Here is a 15,533-nt window from a genome sequence, read left to right as displayed (position 1 = left end):
GACGACGGAATCTATTCCCGGAAGGCCCTGTTAAAGTAATCGGCCATCGGTTTTATCAGATATGAAAACGGGGATCGCTCGTCCGTCTTGATCATCGCTTCGACTGGCATGCCGGGTACAAGGCGTTGCCCGTTCAGGCGCTCGATCTGGTTGGCATCAGGTAACATTTCAGCGCGATAAAATGTGTGTCCGGTGTTCTCATCAGTGAACGTATCGGCAGAAATCGTGACAACATGCCCTTCGATTTCGGGGGTTTCGCGTTGGTTGAAGGCGGGAAATCGCAGGAGGGCGGGCTGCCCAATATACACTTGGTCCACATGAATCGCATCTACGCGAGCGGCAATCAGCAGAGGAATTTCCTGTGGTACGACATACATCATCGGTTCTGCCGGTTGTACAACCGAATGCAGTGCAAACACCTGGCTTCCATAGACAGTACCGGAAACCGGCGCCCTAATATCCAGCCGCGATAGACGAACAGCAAGCGAGAGCCTGCGTTCAGACAGTTCGGCGATTTTCGATTGCGCATCGCGTAAGGCGGTGATTGCTTCTTCGCGGCGTGTCGCCTGCAGTTCTACAATCTTGATCTCGGTTGCCGCGATTTGGCCTTTGAGCCGCGCGGCAGCCGCTTCGAGCCTGCCTATTTCACCTGTCAGGCTGGCTTCTTCGCGTTGCAAGGCGGAGACCCGACTGGCTTGTGTCAGACCGCGTTGAAGCAGGCTTTGCTGGTCCTGCAGCTCCTCTTGTATCAGATCGACCTGACGGCGCAGCGAGACCAGTTGCGCCAAGGTGCCCTCGATCTCGCTTTCTATCTGAATGCGTTGCTTGCTCAACTGCTGAGTCTGCTGATTTAGGGTATTCAGACGTGCCTCGAACAGGCGTTGCTGGCCGGCGATCAGCTCAGGGTCAATGTCTTCTTGTTTCTGTACGTCGTTCAGCGCGGATGTCAAAACAATCAGATCAGTGCCATCGCGTTCGGCCTGAAGCCGCGCCTTTCGGACGAGTAATTCAAACAGCTGCGCCTCAACGATGGTCTTTTCCGAGGTCAGAAACGTGTCATCCAGACGTAACAGAATGTCGCCGCCGGTGACGGAGTCACCGTCGCGCACAAAAATCTCGCCGACCACGCCACCGTCTGGATGCTCGACTACCTGGCGGTTGCTTTGAACTTCGATGACGCCCTGCGATACAATGGCGCCTGCCAGCCTGGTCTGCACCGCCCAAAAGCCCAACCCGCCGACTAAAATAGCCAGTGCGAGAAACCCGACCAGAGCAGGAAATGTAATGCGCCAAACAGGGCGCGTGTCATTATGATTGGGCTTTTGCATTACTCACCCACCCGTGCCAGACCTTTTTTGATCGCATTTGCGTTCTGAACCATGGCGCTTAGCACCTCATCGCGGCTGCCGGATTTCACGACCTGGCCATTTTCAACAACAGCAAGATCGTCGCATTCCGAAATGGCCTGTGGTCGGTGCGTCATGATGATGGCTGATTTACCCGCGGCCTTCAGTTCTCGGATCGCGGTGTTCAATGCCTCAGTGCCATCAGCATCCAGAGCCGAGTTCGGCTCGTCCAGGATCAGTAGGACAGGATCTCCATACAAAGCGCGCGCCAGAGCAATACGTTGCTTTTGACCACCCGACAGTTGACTGTCATTGCCTTCCAGAAACGTGTCGTACCCCTTTTCCAACGTCAGGATCAGGTCATGTGCCTTGGCTTTTTTGGCTGCAGCGATGACCGCTTCCGAATCCGGGTTTTGGGACATCCGGGCGATGTTTTCGGTCACTGTTCCGTTGAACAAAGTGACTTCCTGCGGCAGATAGCCGATGTGTTGGCCCAAATCATCAGTGCCGTATTGATCCAGCGTAGCGCCTCCAAGCCTGATTTCGCCAACGGCCGGTTTCCACAATCCTAACAGGGCCTTGGCAAGCGTGGATTTTCCTGACCCGCTTTTGCCGATCACGCCCAAAGCTTTGCCCGGTTCTAGTTTCAGTGAAACGTTCCTGAGTGTCGGTAAATCGGCGCCGGGTGGTACAACGGTCAGTCCTTTGGCGGTCAGGTGCGCATCTGGTACAGGCAATTTGGTCCGGTCCGGCTCGGGCGGGGTGGTGTCCAGGAATCGGTTCAGTGAAATCCACGCAGATCGCGCACGCTCCACCAATGCCCATTGGCCCACCGCCTGCTCGACCGGGGCCAATGCGCGCCCAAGCAGGATGGACCCTGCAATCATTGCCCCAGGGGACAGTTCGTTTCTTAAAACCAGCAACGCTCCCAATGCCAGCATGGCAGATTGCAAGAACAGCCGCATCGACTTGGTTAATGAGGTAAAGCTTCCGGTCCAGTCGCTTGCCGAGATGGTCTGTCTCAGCGCATCGGTCCTCTGGGTCAGCCAGCGTTGCGAGATGTCATGCTGCATTCCTTGCGAGCGGACAACTTCAGCGGCTTGTCTGGCATGTTCCGAGAATGAGCCTGCCCGCGCCGAGGCCTGCTGCGCAGCGGCCACCTTTCTATGAGTGAGTGCCTGATTAAGCAGAGCGATAACAATCAGGATCGCACCACCCGCAACGGCAAGCCATCCAAGCATCGGGTGGAATAGGAAGATTGCTGCCAGAAAAACCGGTGTCCAGGGGATATCCATTACGGCCAGCAAAACAGGTGAGGAACACAGGTTCTGGATTGCCTCAAGGTCGCGCAAGGCAGTGGCTGGGGCTGCACGGGCCTGCGGAACAAGAGATTTTCGCAGCGTTGCCTCGAACACCCGCTCGTCCAGTTGCGACTGGAACCTCGCTCCGAACCGCGCAACAATACGTCCTCGCGCAAAATCCAGCATGGCCATAAGGCTATATAATAGAGCGACAATCAGAAACAGCGCCGTGAGGGTTTCAACCGCCCGAGAGGCAAGGACCCGGTCATAAACCTGCAGCATGAATAAAGGCCCCGTCAGCATCAGCAGGTTGACAAAGATGCTGAACAGGAAGGCCAGTGCCAGAAATGACAGCCCCTTGTTGCGCACCTTGTGCAACTCATGTCTGGCAGGCAGGGACCTGGGAATTTCAGAGCTCACGTTGTTAGCCTTGGGTTACTGTTCGATACGGGCATTTGCGCCTTAATTTCTTGCACATTAGCCTTTGGTAAGCCTAATGCAAATGTGCGACTACCCGGTTCAGGGAAATGGGCTGATATGTCAACATGATCACCACAGTCTCAAGCGGGTTTCTGCCAGACTGGGGCGATGGATCGCAAGGTGCTAAACGCTGCGCTCAAATGAGCTACTTACGATCTGTAGGAAAGCAAAAACTGACCAACCTGAATCCGGCGTCAGCCTGAATTCTATTGATGCAGGTCAATGCGCAGCGCCAGCGAATGGCGTTCATGTAGAACCGTTCAGGTCGCCTCGGGGTCATTCATCCTTTGAAATCTCATATTGAGACTGTATGAAGGGACCGGAAGTTTCGAAACCCAATCTCAGCTCTTTTAGGAGTTTGATGACATGAAGCTCAAGTTTCCAACTGCATATACAATTCTGTTTGCGTTGATAGCACTGGTCGCCATTGCAACATGGTTTGTTCCCGCTGGCCAATATGACCGCGTCGCTAACGAAGCCCTGGGACGCGATGTTCCGGTACCGGGCAGCTATCAGGTTGTCGAGCCCAATCCGCAGGGGTTCTATGATGTCGTACTGGCCCCTATCGGGGGGTTTTATGACCCTGTCAGTTATGAAGCGCGGGCGATTGATGTTGCACTTTTTGTGCTGGTGATTGGCGGTTTTTTGGGAGTTGTAACGCGAACCGGGGCGATTGACGCCGGGATTGCGCGCGCAATGGTGCGTCTAAAGGGGCGCGAGAAATGGATGATCCCCATCTTGATGGCCTTCTTTGCTGCGGGGGGCACAATCTATGGCATGGCCGAAGAGTCACTGGCTTTTTACGCGCTGATCATCCCAGTGATGATTGCCGCGCGCTATGACGCGGTAGTGGGTGTGGCCATCATCATGCTGGGGGCGGGGGTTGGCACGCTGGGATCGACGATTAACCCGTTTGCCACAGTCATCGCCTCGGATGCGGCGGGGGTGCCCTTCACCAATGGCATAATGCTGCGCTTTGCGCTGTTGCTGGCATGCTGGTTGGCCTGTGTGGTCTTTGTCATGCGATATGCAGCCAAGGTCAAAGCCGATCCGGATCTGTCCATCGTTGCCGACAAGCGCGAAAGCAATGAGGCGCATTTCCTCAAAGGTGGCCGCACGGGCGGTGAAGCTCCGACCTTTACGAGTATGCATGGGCTGATCCTTTTGATCTTTGCGGCCAGCTTTGGCGTGATGATCTGGGGTGTCGCGGCAGGAGGCTGGTGGATGGCCGAGATGTCCGGCCTGTTCATTGTGTCCTCGATAGTCGTGGGATTGATCGCACGGATCGGGGAAGAGGAATTCACCTCGACCTTCGTTGACGGTGCCCGGGATTTGCTGGGCGTTGCGCTGGTGATCGGGATCGCACGCGGGATCGTAGTGGTCATGGACGCAGGAAACATCACCGATACCATTTTGTATTGGGCAGAAGGTGCCGTGGATGGTTTAGGCAAAGTGGCCTTTATCAATGCGATGTTCGCCTTGCAGGGGCTGTTGTCCTTCCTCGTCCCGTCATCTTCGGGCTTGGCGGTTCTGACGATGCCGATCATGGCGCCGCTAGCAGACTTTTCCGGCGTAGAACGGTCCTTGGTCGTGACGGCCTATCAGTCAGCCAGCGGGTTGGTGAACCTGATTAACCCCACCTTTGCGGTGGTCATGGGCGGGCTTGCCCTGGGGCGTGTGCCCTATGAACGCTGGCTCAGGTTCATGTGGCCGCTTTTACTGATCCTGATCATCATCATCATGGCCGGGCTCAGCCTTTCCGCGTTGGCATGAGGTCGCATTATGCCCACCGACACCCGATCTAAACCCAAAGGAACCCTTGGGTTCTGGATGTGCACCGCGCTGGTGGTGGGCAATATGATCGGGTCCGGTATTTTCCTGCTGCCGTCTTCTCTGGCCGCGTTCGGGCCAATCTCGATGGCGGGATGGGTTCTGACCGCAGGAGGCGCGATTGTTCTGGCGTTAATCTTCGGGCGACTGGCGCGATTGTCTTCAAATACCGGTGGGCCATACGCTTATGCGCGCGAGGGCTTTGGTGATTTCGCGGGCTTCCTGATTGCTTGGGGCTATTGGATCGCGCTGTGGTCTGGGAATGCCGCCGTTGCCGTCGCCTTTGCTGGCTATCTCAGCTTTATGGTACCCGCCATCGGGGAAACTGCGCTGGCGGGGTTGGCGGTTTCTCTGGGAGCGATCTGGCTGCTCACCTGGGTCAATCTGCGCGGCGTGCGGCAGGCCGGGATTGTGCAGGTGGTGACCACGGTGATGAAACTGGCCCCGCTGCTGGTGCTGATCATGCTGGGACTGTCCCATGTCCAACCGGCCAACTTCCGGCCGGCCAACCTTAGTGGAATGTCGAACATTTCGGCTATCTCGGCCTGCGCGGCGCTGACGCTTTGGGCCTTTGTGGGGCTCGAATCCGCAACGGTTCCGGCGGACGATGTCAGGAACCCTACCAAAACGATCCCTCTTGCGACGATTGTCGGAACCTGTGTTGCCGCATTGGTCTATATCGCCACGACCTATGTGGCGCTTGGGGTAGTGCCATCCGGCACGCTGTCCGGAAGCAACGCACCGCTGGCGGATGTTGCGCATGTGATGTGGGGGTTTGGCGGTGCGGTATTCATCGCGGTCGGGGCCTGCGTTTCGACCTTCGGCACGCTCAACGGATTTGTGCTGCTTACCGGGCAAGTGCCACTGGGCGCTGCCCGCGACGGGTTGTTCCCGGCCGGTTTTGCCCGGGTGTCACGGACCGGTACGCCGGCATTTGGCCTGATCTCCTCAAGCCTGCTAGCCAGCGCTCTGATCGCTATGAACTATACCCGATCCCTGGCTGAACAGTTTGAATTCATCATTCTGTTGGCCACCCTATCCACGCTGGTTCCCTACCTGCTGTGCGCAGGTGCCGAGATTATGATCCGCGCAAAACGCAAAGAACGCACCCGCCTGCCACCGCAGGCCTTTGTGCTGGCGGGTCTCGGTTTTGTCTATTCATTCTGGGCGATTTTCGGCGCTGGAAAAGACGTCGTTTTCTGGGGCGTCCTGTTGCTGTTGGCTGGGTTGCCCATCCATGTCTGGCTGCGTTGGCAGTCCGGCGCGATTACATCAAAGGAGATATCATGACTGGATTTGGCACACATTCCGAGATTGGGAAACTTCGAAAGGTGATGGTCTGCGAACCGGGTCTGGCCCATTCCCGCCTGACCCCTGGCAATGCGGCTGAGTTGCTATATGACGATGTCCTTTGGGTGCACAAAGCCCGCTCTGACCATGCCGATTTCCGCATGAAGATGGAGGATCGCGGGGTTCAGGTTTTAGAATTCCAGACGCTGCTTGCAGAAACGCTGAAGGACAAGGGAGCCCGTAATTGGGTTCTGGACCGCCGCATTACCGAAAATCAGGTGGGCGTCGGTATGCTGAATGAGCTGCGCGGCTGGTTGGATGAGATGGCGGCCAAGGATCTGGCCAGATATCTGATCGGCGGCATCGCGGTCGAAGATATGCCGTTCAAACCCTCAGGTATGTTCGGCAGCTATCTGGGGCCATTGGGCTTTGTGATTCCACCGATTCCAAATACGCAGTTCACTCGTGACAACAGTTGCTGGATCTATGGCGGCGTGACGGTCAACCCGATGTACTGGCCGGCGCGGCGCCCCGAAACCCTGTTGGTGACCGCGATCTACAAGTTCCACCCCGAGTTCCGCGACGCGGATTTTGAGATCTGGTGGGGCGACCCCGACAAGGATCACGGTGCTGCCACGGTCGAAGGCGGCGATGTCATGCCCTGGGGCAATGGCAGCGTGCTGATCGGCATGGGTGAACGGACCAGCCCGCAGGCCGTGGGTCAGGTCGCCCGCGCTCTGTTCGCCAAAGGCGCGGCGGAACGGGTCGTGGCTTGTCAAATGCCCCGTAGCCGCGCGGCTATGCATTTGGATACGGTGTTCAGCCATTGCGACCGCGAGACCGCGACTGCCTATGTTGATGTCTGTAACGATATCCAATGCATCAGCCTGCGCCCCGGAAACAAAGAGGACACGATCGACTTCCGGCGCGATGACAAACATCTATTTGATGTGGCCGCCGAATGCCTGGGGATCAAGTCTCTGAACATCGTTCAGACAGGCGGAGACGCATTTAATCAGGAACGCGAGCAATGGGACGACGGCAACAACGTGGTGGCGTTAGAGCCCGGCGTGGTCGTTGCCTATGACCGCAACACCTATACCAACACGCTGCTGCGGAAGGCGGGGGTCGAAGTGATCACGATCTCGGGCTCGGAACTGGGGCGCGGACGCGGCGGCGGGCATTGCATGACCTGCCCGATCTGGCGTGACCCCGTTGATTATTGAACCGGATTACTGAAAAAGGAGATTGACCAATGGCATTTAATATCAAGGGCCGCAGCTTTCTGAAACTGCTCGATTTTGATCAGCGTGAGCTGCGTTATCTGCTGGACCTGTCGCGCGATCTGAAGCGCGCAAAATATGCGGGGTCTGAAATCCAGCATCTAAAAGGCAAGAACATCTGCCTGATCTTCGAAAAATCCTCGACCCGGACCATGTGCGCCTTTGAAGTGGCCGCGATGGATCAGGGTGCCGGTGTCACCTATCTTGGGCCCTCGGGGTCACAGATCGGGCATAAGGAAAGCATGAAGGACACTGCCCGCGTGCTGGGCCGCATGTTCGACGGCATTGAATATCGCGGTTTTGGGCAGGAACTGGCGGAAACACTGGCCGCCAATGCGGGCGTGCCGGTCTATAACGGGCTGACCGATGAGTTCCACCCGACCCAGATGCTGGCCGATCTGCTGACCATGCAGGAATATGGAGAAAAGCCCCTGCATGACATCAAATACGCCTATGTGGGCGACGGGCGGTCCAATATGGGCCATTCGCTGATGATCGCGGGCTGCATGATGGGGATGGACGTCCGCATCGCCGCCCCACGTGATCTGTGGCCGTCCGACGAATTCCGCGGTCCGGCGGAAGAAGCCGCCGCGCGTTACGGCGCGACGCTGACCATCACCGATGATCCTGCGGCCGCCGTGGATGGCGTGGATTTCATCCACACCGATGTCTGGGTCTCGATGGGCGAAGCACCCGAGGTCTGGGACAGCCGGATCAAGCAGCTGACCCCCTATCAGGTCAACAGCGCGTTAATGGCAGCGGCAAACAATCCAAACGTCAAATTCATGCATTGCCTGCCCGCCTTCCACAATACCGAGACTAAAGTGGGCGAAGACATCCACGAGAAATTCGGCATCACCGAAATGGAGGTCACCGAAGAGGTATTCGAAAGCCCCGCCGGTATTCAGTTTGAACAGGCTGAAAACCGGATGCACACGATCAAGGCGGTTCTGGTCGCCACATTGGGGGCCTGAGCTATGCGGATCGTCGTCGCCCTTGGGGGCAATGCGCTGCTGCGGCGCGGTCAGGCCCTGACCGCCGAGAACCAGCGTGAAAACACGGCCATCGCCGCTCAGGCGCTGGCCACCATTGCCGAGGGGAACGAGTTGATTGTGACCCACGGGAATGGCCCTCAGGTGGGATTACTGGCCCTACAGGGCAACGCCTATAAACCGGATGAGGCCTATCCGCTGGACGTGCTTGGGGCGGAAACCGAGGGCATGATCGGGTACATGATCGAGCAGGAGCTGGGCAACCGTCTGCCGCCCGAGACGCCTCTGGCCACGCTGCTGACCATGATTGAGGTCGATGCCAAGGATCCCGCCTTTGACGACCCGACCAAATTCATCGGTCCGGTATATGACAAATCCGAGGCTGAACGTTTGGCCGCCGACAAGGGCTGGCAAATTCGTGCGGATGGCGACAAATGGCGACGGGTTGTTGCCTCTCCGCTGCCGAAACGGATTTTTCAGATCAGGCCGATTAAATGGCTGCTGGAACGGCAAACCGTGGTGATCTGTGCCGGTGGCGGGGGCATTCCTACGGCCTATACTTCTCCGGGTTATCTGGAGGGGATAGAAGCGGTGATCGACAAGGATCTGGCCTCAGAGCTGCTGGCCCGAGAGGTCGGCGCCGATCTGTTCATTTCGGCAACGGATGCTGATTGTGCCTATCTGGACTGGGGTACCGATACTCAGCGTGGCATAAAAGCCGCCTCACCAGATGCCATGGCCAAGTTCAATTTCGCCGCCGGTTCGATGGGCCCAAAGGTCGAGGCCGCCGCCCAGTTTGCGCGGCTTACCGGCAAATCCGCAGCCATCGGCGCACTGGCCGATCTGGCGGATATCGTTGCGGGCAGGAAGGGCACAACCATAAGCAAAGACGCAGCTGATACCCTATTTCACGACTAACTCAGATGATTGCTGGGGCTGACGGCACCTCTAACAGAACCGCCAGCATGTTCAGTTCCACCTAAGTGGTTCTGTTTGAATTCTGGCAACAAGGGCGAGGCGGCACCGGACGTGTATTCTCCAGAACCAATAACGGCTTGAACTTTCATTTTCTTTGCGCGACTTGAAAGCATGAAGACTTTGAACTGTCCAAACTGCGGTGCGCAAACCCCGATTGCGCTGAAAGGGATAAAGGTTGCCACCTGTGCGTCCTGCGGTACGACGTTGATGATCAATGATGTCCAGGTTCAATCGGCGGGCCAGCAGGGTGAGATGCACGATGCACCGCTTTTGTTCGGGATAGGCGATCAAGTGCAACTGGGTCGAACGTCGACATTGATTCTTGGTCATGCGCGCTATTCCTACGGGCGGGGGTTCTGGGATGAGTTCTGCGGTGTCGATGGTGATGGCCGCACCTGCTGGATATCGCTCGATGAGGGAGATGTCGTTCGGCAGAAACGCTTGACCGAAAAGGACACGCCGAAATTCATGCCTCCGTTCAAGCTGGGCGAAACGCTGGATTTCGACGCGGCCACATTCACGGTTACCGAAGTTGAACATGCCGAATGCATCGCCCTGCGCGGACAATTCGATGAGGTGCTAAAGGTCGGGGAAAGCCATGAATTCGTGAACGCTTCCGCCGGAGACGAGGCACTGTTGTCCGGTGAATTCTGGCCGGGTCATGCGATCTGGTTCTACGGTCGGTGGTACGACGCGTTTGATGTGAAGGTTCAGCGGCAGTCATGACCCGAAATCCAAGTCTTCTTTCGATCAACTGCACTTGCTGCGGCGCCGGTCTGGATGTGCTGGGCGGGGGCAGGGTGATCGTGCAGATCTGTTCCTATTGCGGGGCCGAACTGGATGCACAGAACAACTACCGGACTCTACGCCAGTTCAAGGATCAGAAACGCCCGGAAACCCCGCTTTCGATTGGGATGAGCGGGTCGTTGTATGGTGCCGAGTTCACCATAATTGGTCTGATCGAACATGCCGAGCGCTGGGGCGGACGGGTCTACCAATGGATAGACCATCAGCTCTATTCGCCAACTCACGGCTATGCCTGGCTGACGCTTGAGGCGGGGCATCTGGTGTTTTCCAGACGCTATCGCGGATCGGCCTGGATGTCGGAGCGGTGGGTTGAGACAGCGGAATCCCCTCCCTCTGTGACGACCGAGGATGGGCGCTTTGTGTATTACGAGACCACCACAAGCGCGGTCACCTATGTTGAGGGTGAATTCACCTGGCCGCCGTCACTGGGGGAAAAGACAACCACGATTTCGGCGATGTCTGATACGGCGATGCTGGGGTTTTCGACCACCGGGTCCGAGCGTGAGACCTATCGCTCGTTCTATGTTTCGAAACAGCAGGCCGAAGCAGCTTTTGGGGTTTCATTGAACCTGAACCCACATCGGGTGCATCCGCTGCAACCTTTCATCGAGGGCCCAAACTATAGATTTTTGCTGGTCGTATCATTCGTGTTTATGATCCTTTGTCTTATGATGGCGGTTTCCTTCTCTCAACGATCAGGAGAGAGGGCGATAGAGCGTCAGGTGCTAAAACGTGGCGACTTCCCGGCCGAGATTGCGATACCGCTTGAAGCCGACAGCCAACTGACGCGCGTTTCCTTCTCGGGCAATGTCAAAAACAGTTGGATCTATCTGGACATCGAGCTGCTTGATCCCGAAGGAGAGCCAGTATTCGAGGCGGGCCGAACGATCGAATATTACACCGGGCGCGACTCGGAAGGATCGTGGAGCGAAGGCAGCAAATTTGCGAGCCTGACGTTTCGACCAGATCGTACAGGCGATTACACACTTGTATTAGACGTGCCTGAGCAGGGGCTTTGGACCGGGTCGGGCGTAGGCCATGTACCGGGGCAGCCGTTCAGCCAGCTGCAAGTCAGTGTCAAAACCGGACTGTCCAGTGGTCTTTGGGCATTTGCGCTGGCCGGGGTTTTCGGAGCGCTGTTCCTGTTCCAGTTCGGGCGCAAATGGATTCATCAACGCGCCCGGTGGTCGGGAACTGATTGGGTAGATGAGGATTAAAGTGACAGCTTTCAGGATCATTTTCATCGTCATTTCGACCCTGGCCGTGGCTGCCACGGGTTATGTCTCGTGGCATGGGTATTGGGCCGAAAGCCGTGACTTGGACACTTCGGTTCGGGTCGGCAGCGGTGGCGGCGGGTACTATCGGTCAAATCGGATAAAATAGTGAGGTATCAATGGATTATATAGCAGCAATTCAGATTGCAGAAATCATCAGCACAATCTTCTACACCCTTCTGGGCGTGACGCTGATGTGGGTCGTGTGGAAGGTGATCGACTGGATGACGCCGTTCTCGGTTGTGCACGAGATCGAAAAGGATCAGAACATCGCGTTGGCGATCCTGATCGGGCTGCTATTTGTGGCGGTGTCCATCATCATCGCGGCCGTCATCCTGTCATGACCCAGCCCCGCGCGGTTGAGGCGCGCGCCGCGTGGTTGTTGCTGGCCACCTTTCTGGTGGCCGTCGCCGGGCTGATCTACGAGCTGATTGCCGCCACCTTGTCCAGTTATTTGCTGGGGGATTCCGTCCGCCAGTTTTCACTGGTAATTGGCATCTTTCTGTCGGCGATGGGAGTAGGTGCTTGGCTGTCGCGTTTTGTCTCGGATGCGTTTTCCGGTTTTGTCTGGGCGCAGATCCTTCTGGGCATCGTTGGCGGTTTTTTGGCGCCGGTGCTGTTTCTGAATTATGCGTGGTTGGGGCAGGTGGCCTTGCCGCTTTACGGCGCTTTGATTGCCATTGGCATCCTGTCCGGGATGGAGATCCCATTAATTGCCCGTGTGCTTGAACAGATCGGGGCGCTGAAGTTCCGATTTGAGAACGTGCTGAGCGTCGACTACATCGGAGCGCTGGTCGCCTCATTGGCTTTTCCACTATTGGTGATCCCGTATCTGGGGCTGATGTCCGCGAGTCTGGCTTTTGGCGGTCTAAACCTTGCCGTGGCTGGCCTGTCTCTGCTGGTGTTTCGGGAATGGGCTACGCGGGTCCAGGTGGCAGTCTGGGCGGTGGCCTTTGTGGCAACGCTGGGCGCACTGTGGCAGTCCGAACGGCTGGTCTCGGTCGCCGAGGCCGAACTGTTCGAAGATGATGTCATCCTGTCCGAGGCCACGTCCTATCAGCAGATCACCGTCACCCGGTACCGCGACCGGGTGCGCCTGTTTCTGGATCATTCGATCCAGTTCGATTCCCTTGACGAACACCGCTATCACGAGCCACTGGTGCATCCGGCCATGGCCCTTGCGCCGCGCGCGCGTGACATTCTGATCCTGGGGGGTGGAGACGGCATGGCCGCGCGCGAGGTGCTGCGCTATCCCGAGGTGCAGTCCGTGACGCTGGTGGATCTTGATCCGCGTGTGACGCAGTTGTTTCGCGACCATCCAGATCTGTCCAAGCTGAACGACAATGCTCTCAGCGACCCGCGCGTGACGGTTGTCAACGAAGATGCCTGGAGATTTCTGGAGCGGGAAACCCAGATTTACGACGTGGTGATCATTGATCTGCCAGACCCCAAATCCATCGCCTTGTCCCGGTTATACACCAAGCAATTCTACGGCTTGCTGGCCGAACGGCTAAGCGGACAGGGGGTCTTTGTCACTCAGGCTGGATCACCGTTCTTTGCCCGACAGGCCTTTTGGTCGGTGGCCGAAACGATCGAGGGCAGCCGCAATCCGCAAAGGCCCGGACGGGGACTGCAGGCGGTTCCCTATCACAGCTACGTGCCGAGCTTCGGCGAATGGGGGTTTGTTCTGGCTGCATTTGAACCATTGACCGACCGTAGAATCGAACTGCCGGATGGGTTGAGCTATCTCGACGATGATGTTTGGCGCGCGGCACAGATTTTTGGCGGTGATACCGACCGGATCGATGCCGAACCTAATACACTGCAATCGCACGCACTGATGGGATATTACTTAGACGGTTGGGACTACTGGTTCCGGTAAACCGCGGTTGACGCGCGTAATTTCAACTCGGGCAGGGCGCAGGTGCTTCTCAAGATATGCGACCGCTTTGTCCGGTTGCGTTGTGCCACACATGAAGATGTCGATGGCGGCATAATCATTTTCCGGCCAAGTGTGGATCGAGATATGGGATTCTGCCAGCAACAACACTCCGGTCACACCGCCATGCCCGCCAAATTTGTGGAACTTGCCCGACAGTATCGTTGCGCCAGCCTCCCGCGCCGCGCGGGTCAGTGCCTCTTCGATGCGCATTACGTCGGTTAGGTATAGGCTGCCGTAATGATCGACCAGAATATGCATTCCCGAGCCAGCCAGCGTGCCTGTGTCAGCGTTTTTGATTGCCGGTATGGTCATGATCCTGGTCCTTTCTACGATTTGATTTTTCGCAGATTCTTAGGGGTTTGTGCGCGGCAAGTACCTAGTTGGCTTCGCCCTTCAGGGCAATGGAAATGAAATTGAGGGACGCAAAGAGGACTCTTCGAATTTAATAGTTAAGAAAGAAGAACGTACTCAGGTTGAATTTTCTCTTGATCAAATGGGACGCAGCTTTCCACGATTATGCTCGACCTAAGGTCCAGACTTGCGTGTCATGGTTTTGGGGTGAAGGGCCGAGACGATAGGGTTTCACTGGACAGTAATTTGGAATTTTATCATTGTAAATCTTCCACCAAATGGAATAAATACAAGGTATGATCAAGCGCGGTGATAGAAAGTCAGTTGAAGACTCTCTCGAGAACCAGGCGGGCGTAGTCCTGCTTGGGCCGCGGCAAGTTGGGAAGACAACCCTCGCGCAGGATATCGCTGAAAGCCGTGACGCTGTCTATCTTGATATGGAGAGATCTGCTGATCGCCAGGTGCTCGAAGAGCCAGACCTCTATCTCGACGAGCAGGTTGGGCGCCTGGTGGTGATCGATGAAGTTCAGCTTATGCCGGGCCTGTTTAAGGCATTACGCGGTCAGATTGACCGACGACGAAGACAAGGGTATCGGACTGGGCAATTCCTGCTGCTGGGGTCGGCCTCGAACACGCTTCTGCACCAAAGCGCAGAATCCTTGGCTGGCCGGGTCAGCTATCACGAGCTGACGCCTTTCATTTTGTCGGAAACCGGAGTGGACTCGATCTCTGCGCTGTGGTTGCGGGGTGGGTTTCCAGATAGCTTCCTTGCCAAGAACGACAAAACCAGCCTGGCATGGCGCGAGGATTTCGTCCGCACCTATCTGGAACGCGATGTTCCGGCTTTTGGGTTGCGCATCCCGGCGGAAACATTGCGCCGGTTCTGGACGATGCTTGCCCATGAACAGGGCGGGCTACTCAACGCGGCAAAACTCGCGGGAAACCTTGGCGTATCGGGCCAGAGCGTTGCGCGCTATCTTGATTTGCTGGTCGACCTGATGCTGGTGCGCCGTTTGCAGCCATGGCATTCCAATGCCGGAAAACGTTTGGTCAAATCTCCCAAGGTTTATATTCGCGATTCCGGGCTGGCCCATGCACTTCTTGGGATCGAAACACCGGAAGACCTGCTTGGGCATCCGGTTGTCGGCGGCAGTTGGGAAGGGTTCTGCATCGAAAACCTGATCGCCGCGGCACCGCGCGGAACAGAAGCAAGCTTCTATCGCTCTTCAGCAGGGGCTGAGGTGGATTTGATGTTGAAACTTCCCCGCGGCGGCCTCTGGGCCATAGAGATCAAGCGGACGACATCAGCGAAGGTCACGCGTGGGTTTCACATCGCGACAGAAGAATTGGACGTCTCAGAGCGCATCCTTGTCTATGCCAACGACAAGGAAGTGCCGGGGCAGGGAGGTGTGCGAGCTATGCCTCTCATGAGCGCAATGAAACGGCTGGCGTCTGCATAGACGCAAGAGGGACCGCGCCATTGGCTCAACGTCATGCCCTAAATTCGAAGAAAACGCGGTCGTAGAAGCTATCGAATCCGACTGCTTGTAGTAGATTTCCCGAAGGAGTAGTCACGTTGACCGCCAGCCCGACAGGGACAGCTGGTTTACAGACGGTTGAAAGCTCTACAGAAAAACGCCTGTTTTGATTATTCCAAGC

General features: G+C 56.8%; 14 protein-coding genes. 11 read left to right on the top strand and 3 right to left on the bottom strand.

Translation table 11 applies throughout. From position 1 onward, the window contains the following. Positions 1-11: 11 nt before the first annotated feature. Together AC2FIC_RS06460 and AC2FIC_RS06455 are read right to left on the bottom strand one after the other, a co-directional pair. Complete coding sequence (locus AC2FIC_RS06460; RefSeq protein ID WP_496691565.1) at positions 12-1,328, bottom strand: HlyD family type I secretion periplasmic adaptor subunit; 1,317 nt, start codon at positions 1,326-1,328, stop codon at positions 12-14. Continuing rightward, positions 1,328-3,067: a type I secretion system permease/ATPase gene (locus AC2FIC_RS06455; RefSeq protein ID WP_496691566.1), complete on the bottom strand. Its 1,740-nt coding sequence runs from the start codon at positions 3,065-3,067 to the stop codon at positions 1,328-1,330. The genes AC2FIC_RS06460 and AC2FIC_RS06455 overlap by 1 nt, the downstream gene beginning before the upstream one ends. A gap of 426 nt (positions 3,068-3,493) precedes the next feature. On the opposite strand from AC2FIC_RS06455, the gene AC2FIC_RS06450 reads away from it, so the two are divergent. The 10 genes from AC2FIC_RS06450 (at position 3,494) to AC2FIC_RS06405 (ending at position 13,463) form a co-directional block, all read left to right on the top strand. Then, positions 3,494-4,900, top strand: a complete 1,407-nt coding sequence (locus tag AC2FIC_RS06450; protein WP_282027201.1) for a YfcC family protein — start codon at positions 3,494-3,496, stop codon at positions 4,898-4,900. Positions 4,901-4,909: 9 nt separating this feature from the next. After that, a complete protein-coding gene (locus AC2FIC_RS06445; RefSeq protein WP_496691567.1) occupies positions 4,910-6,247 on the top strand; it encodes an amino acid permease in 1,338 nt (445 codons plus the stop codon). Further along, positions 6,244-7,473 carry an arginine deiminase gene (locus tag AC2FIC_RS06440; RefSeq protein WP_496691568.1) on the top strand — a complete coding sequence of 410 codons (1,230 nt, stop codon included), beginning with the start codon at positions 6,244-6,246 and terminating at the stop codon, positions 7,471-7,473. The genes AC2FIC_RS06445 and AC2FIC_RS06440 overlap by 4 nt, the downstream gene beginning before the upstream one ends. 29 nt (positions 7,474-7,502) lie before the next feature. Continuing rightward, a complete protein-coding gene (gene argF, locus AC2FIC_RS06435) occupies positions 7,503-8,504 on the top strand; it encodes an ornithine carbamoyltransferase (RefSeq protein ID WP_142636395.1) in 1,002 nt (333 codons plus the stop codon). A gap of 3 nt (positions 8,505-8,507) precedes the next feature. Further along, a complete protein-coding gene (gene arcC, locus AC2FIC_RS06430; protein ID WP_496691569.1) occupies positions 8,508-9,440 on the top strand; it encodes a carbamate kinase in 933 nt (310 codons plus the stop codon). A 171-nt stretch (positions 9,441-9,611) separates the two neighbouring features. Next, the gene (locus AC2FIC_RS06425) at positions 9,612-10,226 is read left to right on the top strand and encodes a DUF4178 domain-containing protein (RefSeq protein ID WP_496727765.1); all 615 of its coding nucleotides are present in this window, start codon (positions 9,612-9,614) and stop codon (positions 10,224-10,226) included. Beyond that, entirely contained in the window at positions 10,223-11,524 is a 1,302-nt protein-coding gene (locus AC2FIC_RS06420; protein ID WP_496691571.1) for a DUF4178 domain-containing protein, read from the top strand. The genes AC2FIC_RS06425 and AC2FIC_RS06420 overlap by 4 nt, the downstream gene beginning before the upstream one ends. Position 11,525: 1 nt before the next feature. Further along, positions 11,526-11,690, top strand: coding sequence for a hypothetical protein (locus AC2FIC_RS06415; protein WP_496689284.1), 165 nt, complete (start codon positions 11,526-11,528; stop codon positions 11,688-11,690). A gap of 10 nt (positions 11,691-11,700) precedes the next feature. Further along, positions 11,701-11,925, top strand: coding sequence for a DUF350 domain-containing protein (locus AC2FIC_RS06410; protein ID WP_142636390.1), 225 nt, complete (start codon positions 11,701-11,703; stop codon positions 11,923-11,925). Beyond that, positions 11,922-13,463 (top strand): polyamine aminopropyltransferase, encoded by a 1,542-nt coding sequence (locus AC2FIC_RS06405; protein WP_496691572.1) that lies wholly within the window; start codon positions 11,922-11,924, stop codon positions 13,461-13,463. The genes AC2FIC_RS06410 and AC2FIC_RS06405 overlap by 4 nt, the downstream gene beginning before the upstream one ends. On the opposite strand, the gene speD is transcribed toward AC2FIC_RS06405, so the two are convergent. Then, positions 13,434-13,835: an adenosylmethionine decarboxylase gene (gene speD, locus AC2FIC_RS06400; protein ID WP_281995110.1), complete on the bottom strand. Its 402-nt coding sequence runs from the start codon at positions 13,833-13,835 to the stop codon at positions 13,434-13,436. The genes AC2FIC_RS06405 and speD overlap by 30 nt on opposite strands. A 335-nt stretch (positions 13,836-14,170) precedes the next feature. On the opposite strand from speD, the gene AC2FIC_RS06395 reads away from it, so the two are divergent. Further along, positions 14,171-15,334 carry an ATP-binding protein gene (locus tag AC2FIC_RS06395; protein ID WP_496691573.1) on the top strand — a complete coding sequence of 388 codons (1,164 nt, stop codon included), beginning with the start codon at positions 14,171-14,173 and terminating at the stop codon, positions 15,332-15,334. Positions 15,335-15,533: the final 199 nt, after the last annotated feature.

The sequence above is a fragment of the Ruegeria sp. CDSC079 genome (assembly GCF_059610505.1).
Note: the sequence above shows the minus strand (reverse complement) of the source record. Positions and strands in the feature narration are given on the sequence as shown.